The sequence below is a fragment of the Streptomyces sp. NPDC043878 genome (assembly GCF_056435735.1).
Genome location: NZ_JBWKDW010000057.1, coordinates 1 through 7,584, shown reverse-complemented (window position 1 = coordinate 7,584; position 7,584 = coordinate 1). Strand labels below are relative to the sequence as shown.

8 protein-coding genes are annotated in these 7,584 nt (G+C 72.8%); 4 read left to right on the top strand and 4 right to left on the bottom strand.

Features of this window, described 5'->3' with window-relative positions:
* Positions 1–109 precede the first annotated feature (109 nt).
* The gene (locus tag AC07AZ_RS37945) at positions 110–517 is read right to left on the bottom strand and encodes a rodlin (RefSeq protein ID WP_478855319.1); all 408 of its coding nucleotides are present in this window, start codon (positions 515–517) and stop codon (positions 110–112) included.
* 225 nt (positions 518–742) lie between these two features.
* Positions 743–1,153: a rodlin gene (locus AC07AZ_RS37940; protein WP_478855318.1), complete on the bottom strand. Its 411-nt coding sequence runs from the start codon at positions 1,151–1,153 to the stop codon at positions 743–745.
* Positions 1,154–1,382: 229 nt separating this feature from the next.
* On the opposite strand from AC07AZ_RS37940, the gene AC07AZ_RS37935 reads away from it, so the two are divergent.
* The 3 genes from AC07AZ_RS37935 to AC07AZ_RS37925 all read left to right on the top strand — a co-directional run bounded on the left by AC07AZ_RS37935 (position 1,383) and on the right by AC07AZ_RS37925 (position 3,298).
* Positions 1,383–1,796 carry a rodlin gene (locus tag AC07AZ_RS37935; protein ID WP_478855317.1) on the top strand — a complete coding sequence of 138 codons (414 nt, stop codon included), beginning with the start codon at positions 1,383–1,385 and terminating at the stop codon, positions 1,794–1,796.
* A gap of 244 nt (positions 1,797–2,040) precedes the next feature.
* Positions 2,041–2,268: a chaplin ChpD gene (gene chpD, locus AC07AZ_RS37930; RefSeq protein ID WP_478855316.1), complete on the top strand. Its 228-nt coding sequence runs from the start codon at positions 2,041–2,043 to the stop codon at positions 2,266–2,268.
* A 112-nt stretch (positions 2,269–2,380) separates the two neighbouring features.
* Complete coding sequence (locus AC07AZ_RS37925) at positions 2,381–3,298, top strand: chaplin (protein WP_478855315.1); 918 nt, start codon at positions 2,381–2,383, stop codon at positions 3,296–3,298.
* Positions 3,299–3,341: 43 nt separating this feature from the next.
* Here the strand turns inward: AC07AZ_RS37925 and AC07AZ_RS37920 are convergent, their stop codons facing one another.
* Both AC07AZ_RS37920 and AC07AZ_RS37915 read right to left on the bottom strand, forming a co-directional pair.
* Entirely contained in the window at positions 3,342–4,619 is a 1,278-nt protein-coding gene (locus AC07AZ_RS37920; RefSeq protein WP_478855314.1) for an NAD(P)-binding domain-containing protein, read from the bottom strand.
* On the bottom strand, positions 4,619–5,956 hold the full coding sequence (locus AC07AZ_RS37915) for a carboxylate--amine ligase (protein WP_478855313.1): 1,338 nt from the start codon (positions 5,954–5,956) through the stop codon (positions 4,619–4,621). The genes AC07AZ_RS37920 and AC07AZ_RS37915 overlap by 1 nt, the downstream gene beginning before the upstream one ends.
* A gap of 171 nt (positions 5,957–6,127) precedes the next feature.
* On the opposite strand from AC07AZ_RS37915, the gene AC07AZ_RS37910 reads away from it, so the two are divergent.
* Positions 6,128–7,483 carry a glycoside hydrolase family 26 protein gene (locus AC07AZ_RS37910; protein WP_478855312.1) on the top strand — a complete coding sequence of 452 codons (1,356 nt, stop codon included), beginning with the start codon at positions 6,128–6,130 and terminating at the stop codon, positions 7,481–7,483.
* Positions 7,484–7,584 lie beyond the last annotated feature (101 nt).

Sequence of the window (7,584 nt, the reverse complement as noted above, 5' to 3'; positions counted from 1 at the left end):
CCCCCCCCCCCCCCCCCCCCCCCCCCCCCCCCCCCCCCCCCCCCCCCCCCCCCCCCCCCCCCCCCCCCCCCCCCCCCCCCCCCCCCCCCCCCGCGGGCGGAGCCGAGGCTCAGCCGTTGCCCGTGCCGTTGCCGGAGAGGGCCGAGATGTCGTCCAGGACGTGCGAGAGCGGCTCGTCGCCCTTGGCCTGGGTGGAGTTCTCGACGCACTGCTGGGTCTGCGGGGCCGACAGGACCGGGATGTCCTGCACACCGACGTTGAGCAGCGCCACCAGGGACTGGACGTTGAGCTTCGCCGGCAGACCGACGCAGGGCTTGTTCAGCGAGCCCTGGACCAGCGACAGCTGGGGGCTCATGTCACCGAACGTGGCCGAGTTGCCGAACTCCTGCGAGGCGCCGTTGCCGCTGGCGGAGGTGGTGCCGTTGTCGTCACCGATGGCGAGCGCCTGGGGGGCGGCCGCTGCTGCGAGACCGGCGACGGAAGCGGCAATAGCCGCGGTCGCCCACAGCTTCTTCATGTTCATTCCCTTCGAAAAGCGGACTCCGGGAAGGAGTTGCATGATCGTCAACACTTCCGGACCCGCCGAAGTTGCGGGATTTGCCCCGAATGGCCCAGTGCGTTTCGCGGCCGGGTGAGCGCACGAGTCATGGGTGGACGCCGAACAGCGGGCCGCTGGAATCCGGTGGCCCGCTGACGGGAATTCACCTCTGCCCGGCAGTCAGTGGTTCTGGTCTGCCCGGCGTCAGTCGTTCTGGACGCCGTTGCCGGCGAGGACGGAGATGTCGTCCAGGATGTGCGAGAGCGGCTCGTCGCCCTTGGCCTGGGTGGAGTTCTCGACGCACTGCTGGGTCTGCGGGGCCGACAGGACCGGGATGTCCTGCACACCGACGTTGACCAGGGCCAGGACCGACTGGACGTTGGCCTTCGCCGGCAGACCGATGCAGGGCTTGTTCAGGGAGCCCTGGACGAGCGCCATCTGCGGGCTCATGTTGCCGTACGTCGCCGAGTTGCCGAACTCCTGCGAGGCGCCGTTGCCGCTGGCGGAGGTGGTGCCCGTGTCGTTGCCGATGGCGAGGGCCTGCGGCACGGCGGCGGCGGAGACGCCCACGACGGACGCGGCGACCGCGGCGGAGGCCAGAACCTTCTTGATCACTTGCTGGTCCCTTCTGGAAAAACCCCGTCCACCGGAGCGCTCTGTCAACTCCCTTGGGCTCGTTTGGTTGCTGCCGTTCACTCCGACGGCTCAGAGGAAAAGGAGAGATCCGATCGGGTGAAGCGCCGCAACCAAACGCCGGGTATCGGGTTGATGCGACTGCAGGAACACGCGTCTTGCCGGGATGCGTCAGGTCAGGACGCCTCTTGTTCCAGGAAAGGAAAGCGCAATGCTGAAGAAGGCAATGGCCACGGCGGCGATCGCCGCGTCGGCCGTCGGTGCGTCGGCGGCCGCCGCACCCCAGGCGCTTGCCATCGGCGATGACACCAGCACCACCTCGGCGAGCGGCAACGGCGCGCAGAGCGCGTTCGGCAACCAGGTGACCAAGGGCGACATGAGCCCCCAGGCCACCCTGGTCCAGGGCTCGCTGAACAAGTTCTGTGTCGGCCTGCCGGCCAAGGTCGACGCCCAGTCGCTGGTCGCCGTCATCGCCAACGTCGGCGTCCAGGACATCCCCGTCCTGTCCGCTCCGCAGACCCAGCAGTGCGCCGAGAACTCCACCCAGGCCAAGGGTGACGAGCCGCTCTCGCACGTCCTGGACGACATCTCGGCCCTCTCCGGCAACGGCGCCGCCAACGGCTGATCCGGCGCCCGGGGCCGTTCGGGCCGTCCCCTGTTTTTCCCCGGGTGCGGGCGGCGCGAGCAGTTTCGGCATTTGTAGTACTAATCCGAAGGCGTTCGAGTGAATTACCCGGCCGCGCACGTTCCGTAGTTTCTTCGGCTGTCTATGTCTCGTTTTACAGCTGCAGGTCATGGTGCGAGCCGTTCCGACTGTGCTCGCTCGGTTTCGACCGTCACAGGGCATGACCGCAGAGAAGGGAAATCCAATGAAGAAGACCGCTGCTGTCGTCGCGGGCGCGATCATGGCTCTCGGCATGGCCGCCCCGGCCTTCGCCGACGCGGAGGCCGAGGGTGCGGCCATCGGTTCCCCCGGCGTCCTCTCCGGCAACGTGATCCAGGCCCCCGTGCACGTCCCGGTCAACGTGTGCGGCAACAGCGTCAACGTCATCGGCCTGCTGAACCCCGCGTTCGGCAACTACTGCGTAAACGACTGACCACCTAACGCGCCAGCCCAAGGCTGGGTCATGGCCGGCCTCGGATCGTTCTCGCGCTCCGAGGCCGACTGATTTTTTTTCCCACTTCTCCCAGCAGGAAGACAACAAGATCTTGCGACAGACCCTGAGCAGGGGAATGGTCGCGGCCGCCGCCGCGACCAGCATTCTGTCCCTGTGCAGCAGCCCCGCCGTCGCCGACACGCACGCGAGCGAGGCCGCCACGGATTCACCCGGCGTCCTGTCCGGCAACAGTGTGCAGGTCCCGGTCGACGTGCCCGTCAACGTCTGCGGCAACTCGGCCGACGTCGTCGCGGCGCTCAACCCGACCTTCGGCAACTCGTGCGTGAACGACGGCGACTCGCACCGGAGCGGTGCGCACGGGGCGCCCCACGGCGACTCCGGCCACGGCCCGCGTCACGCCCCGGACCACGGCCGGAACCACGGCCACGTCTCCGGCCGTGATGCCGGTGGCGACTCCGGCTACGGCTCCGGTTATGGCTCCGGTTATGGCTCCGACACCGGCTACGGCTACGGCGACGACTTCGGACGCGGCCACGACAGGGGCCACGGTCACGGCACCGTGCATGGTGGCATCCCCCGTTCCGGGGGTTCCGTCGCGCACGGTGGGGCCGTGGGGTCGCCCGGTGTCGGATCCGGGGACCAGGTACAGGTGCCGATCGACCTACCGGTGAACCTGTGCGGCGACACGGTGGACGTGATCGGCGTGCTCAACCCCGCCTTCGGCAACGACTGCGACAGCGGGCACCAGCCGCCGGCCGGGTACGGGGACACGCCCCCGTCGGGGCGCCCGCACACCCCGCCGCCGCACTCACCGCCCCCGCACACCCCGCCGCCCACGGGCGGTCAGCACCCGGGTCCGCAGCCCCCCGGCGCCCGGCACCACGCCCCGCCGCCGGCCCTGGCCCACACCGGCAGCGAGTCGCTGATGGCCGCGTCGGCCGCCGCGGCCGCGCTGATCGCGGGCGGTTCGATCCTCTACCGACGAGGCCGAGCCGCGTCCCGTCGGTGACCCACCGGGTGCCGGACGGCCCACGTCCGGCACCCGTGCCCGCTCAGCGCCGTACCGCCTCCACCGTGCCCCGGCCTCCCGGCGCCGGGACCGCCCCGTCCGCCGCCCCGGGTGCCTTGGTCCGCAGCCGGCGCCGCACCCCCCGTACCAGCGCACCCGCCGTGTAGGTCGCGCCGTGCACGAAGCGCATCGACGGGCCGAAGGCGGGGGCCGTCACCAGGCCCGCCATGAAGAGTCCGGGGTACGACGACTCGAAGCCCCGCCCGATACGCGGCGCGCCGCCCGCCACGGTCGCCAGGGTGCCGCGCAGGTCGTCGTGGAGCAGGCCGAGCCGCTCGCAGGTCGCGCCGAAGCCGGTGCCCGCGATCACGTGGTCGGTCTCCAGGGAGCGCAGTGAGGGCCCGCTCCCGGCCGTCGCCCGCACGTCGAGCCGTACCCGGGACCCCGTCACCTCCCGGGCCGCCGCCACCTCGTGGCCCGGCAGCACCTCGACCGCCGTCTCCACCCGCTCCCGCACCCACCAGGCGCCCGCCGGTCCCAGGGCCGAGGCCGCGATCCGGGCGCGGGTCGGTTCGGGGAGCCGGTGGAAGAGGCCGGGCCGCTCGGCGTAGAACCAGTTCCGCCAGCCGCAGCCCAGGCCGCTGTGCGGGGAACGGGCCGACCGCCACCACGGGCGCTCCCACGGCGGCGGTACGTCGTTCCAGTGCAGCCGTTCGGCGCGGGCCAGCACCCTGACGCGGGTGCCCTGCTCGGCGAGCAGGGCCGCGGTCTCCAGGGCCGCCTGGCCGCCGCCGACGACCGTGACGTCCCGGCCGCGGAACCGGTCGAGGTCGGCGTGGTGGCTGCTGTGCGAGACCAGCGCGGGGCCGAGCGGGCGCAGGGCGGCCGGGACCTCCACGAAGGGCATGACACCGACGGCCAGGGCGACCGTACGGGCGTGCAGGACCTCCCCGTCGTCGGTGACCGCCTCGAAGCCGCCCGGGCAGGGCGCCACCCGGGTCACCGTGCGCTCGTCCACCTCCGGCGCCGCGTTGCGCGCGAACCAGCGGCCGTAGGCGGCGAACATCTCCACCGGGACGGGCTCCCCGTGCCGGGCCCGGACGCCCTGGCCGGCGCAGTACACGTCGAGGCGCCAACGCCCTTCCGGATCGGAGAGGTTGGAGGCCCACGGTTCGGACTTGAGGAACATTCCGCGGGGCATGTGGTCGCGCCAGGACGCCATGGGCCGGCCGAGGACGCGCAGTCTCAGCCCGGCGGCCGCGGCATGGGAGGCGATGGACAGGCCGTAGGGGCCGGCGCCGACCACCAGCAGGTCGTACATCAGCAGCTGCTCGCTTTCTCGTCGTCGTTCAGGCTGTCCGGCGCGCCGGCGGGCGCTCCCGCGGCCAGGCCGGCGGGCAGGTCGTGCGCACCGGCCGCGGCGGGGGCCGCCTGACGCACCACCCGCCCGCGGGTGCCCGCCGCACCCTCCGGGCCCGGCCCGCGCAGGCGGTCGAGCAGGCGGCGCGCGACATGGCGGCCCCACAGCCCCCACATGGCCCGGCCCGGTGCCCGGTCGTCCCGGGCGTGCCAGGCCAGTTCGCGCCCGCCGGGCCGGGGGGCCGGCCGCAGCGCGGTGAGCGGCGCGTAGCTCTCCACCACGAACTCCCGTCCCGGCCGCGGCACTCCGTCCGGCGCCGGCCGGTGGGTGAGGTCCAGGTGCAGGGCCCGTACGACGTCCAGGCCCGCGGTGTCGGAGAAGAGCCGGAACTGCGCTCCGGGGCGCGGATTGAAGTCGAGCAGGTGGTAGCGCCCCGTCGCGCCGCAGCGCCGGAAGTCGAGGTCGAAGATGCCGCGGTAGCCGAGGTCCCGCATGAGGCGCTCGGTGAGTTCCCGCAGCCGCGGGTTGGGGGCCCAGTGGCCGACGGCCGTCAGTCCGGCACCGCGCGGCCAGGCCCGTCGTTTCACGCCCGAGCCGCCGCCGCGCAGCGTGCCGGAGCGGTCGGCGTACCCGTGGAAGAACCAGTCGCGGTCCGCGCCCGGCGGCAGGAACGCCTGGAGCAGCAGCGGGCTGCCGGCCTCCTCGGTGCGCAGGTACAGCTCGCGGGCCTCCTGCGCGGAGCGCACCACGACCGTGCTGCGCAGTCCGGTGCCCGCGGGCACCAGCCAGGGCCGGCTCCACTTGGCGACCAGCGGCAGTCCCAGCTGCCAGGCGGCGCCGGCGGCCTGTGCGGCGCTGTCCGGGATCAGGGTGACCGGGTGCGGGACGCCCGCCGACGCGCAGACCGCGGCCAGTTCCGCCTTGTCGGCCACGCGGGCGGGGAGTTCGCCCGGTTGGCGCGGCAGCAGGTAGGCCGGGGCGAGTTCGTCGCCCAGCCGGCCCACCGCCACGGCGCTCGCGTCGTCCATCGGGATCAGCACCGCGGGACGCGCGATACGCGCGGCGACCCTGCGCAGTGCGGCGGCGATGTCGTCGGCGGACGCGAACGGCGGCGGCGGTGGGTGCAGTTGACGTACGAAACGCGATTCGCGCACCGGACTGGCCGTACAGTCGGCGACCACGTGCACCTCCACGCCGGCCCGGCCGAGCGAGCGCACGGCACCCAGGGTTCCGTGGTGAAAGGGATTCCGGTCGATCCGCAGCAGAACGGCGGGGACGCGGATGTCGAACAGCGACACGGACTTTTTCCTTTGGGTCTTTTCACTCGTGTGGGCGATCGAGGCACTCGAAAGCCGCAACCACGGTGGCGGAATTCATACTGATATGACTGAGTGTCAGTTGACGGAACGAAATGTCAGGACAGTCACGCGACAAGGCGTCCAAGCGCGAGAGCGAAGACAGGAGCAGGCATGTCCTCACCACAGCGACGGGCCCGTTCCCGGCGACTGGCGGTCATCGCGGCGGCGGTCGCCGCGTCGGCCGCCCTGACGTCGGGCCCGGGATTCGCCGCGGGGGCGGCGCGGGCCGCCGATCCACCCGTGCCGGCACCCGCGCTCACCCCGGCCCCCGTGACCCCGCCCGCCCCGGCGAAGGCGCCGACGGTCCCGGCCACCGCCACCGATCCGAGCGTGAAGCCCGTGCCGCCCGCCCCGGCGGCGGTCCCGGCGAAACCGGCGGTCCCGCCGGAACCGGTGCCACCGGCCAAGCCCGTGCAGGACGTGCCCGTGCAGGACGTGCCCGCCTTCGGCGCCTACCTCGACTACGGCCCCCGCGGAGTCACCGGCATCGCCGAGCTCAGCCACTGGCTGGGCAACGCCGAGCTGCGCGTCGGGCACACCTATCTGCCCGGTGACCGCTGGAGCAACATCGAGGGCGCCCACGGGTTCCTCGACGTGTGGGCGGACTGGCGCACCGAGAAGGCCGACCGGATGCTCGTCCTCAACGTGCCCATGATGGAGCGCAACGAGGACGACGTCTCCGACACCGAGGTCCGCCGGCTGCTGCGGCAGGGCGCCGCGGGCCAGTTCGACGAGCACTTCCGGGCGCTCGCCCGGCGGCTGGTCGCCCTGGACGTGCCGGACACGGTCGTCGTGCTCGGCTGGGAGATGAACGGCACCACCTACACCCACCGCTGCGGCCCCGACCCGGAGTCCTGGAAGAACTACTGGAACAGGATCGTCACCACCATGCGCGCGGTGCCGGGCCAGAAGTTCCGGTTCGACTTCGCGCCGACCCGCGGCCGGGACGCCGTTCCCTGGACGCAGTGCTACCCCGGGGACGACACGGTCGACATCATCGGCATGGACTCCTACGACCAGCCGCACGGGCTGTCGTTCGACCAGCAGGTGAAGGAGCCCTACGGACTCCAGGAGCACGTGGACTTCGCCAAGGCGCACCACAAGCCCATCTCCTACCCGGAGTGGGGACTGTTCCGCAACGGCGACAACTCCGAGTACATGCGGCGGATGCTCAACTGGATGGACGAGCACAAACCGCTCTACAACACGCTGACCGACTACTGCCCGCACGGCGTCTGGCAGTGCGAGGACAACCCGCGGTCGTCCCGGATCTACCGGTCCATGCTGTTCGGCCGCACCGACGGCACGACCTCGCAGCCCACGCCGCCGGCCCCGACCACCCCGGCCATTCCGACCGTTCCGCTGCCCCCGCCCAACTGTTCGCCGCTGAACCTGGGCGACTGGGTGGAGCACTGGCTCGGCGGGAAGCTGTGCCTGCGCCTCGACTGGTGGTCGCGCGACCGCTGAGTCCCCGGTGGGGGGGGGGGGGGGGGGGGGGGGGGGGGGGGGGGGGGGGGGGGGGGGGGGGGGGGGGGGGGGGGGGGGGGGGGGGGGGGGGGGGGGGGGGG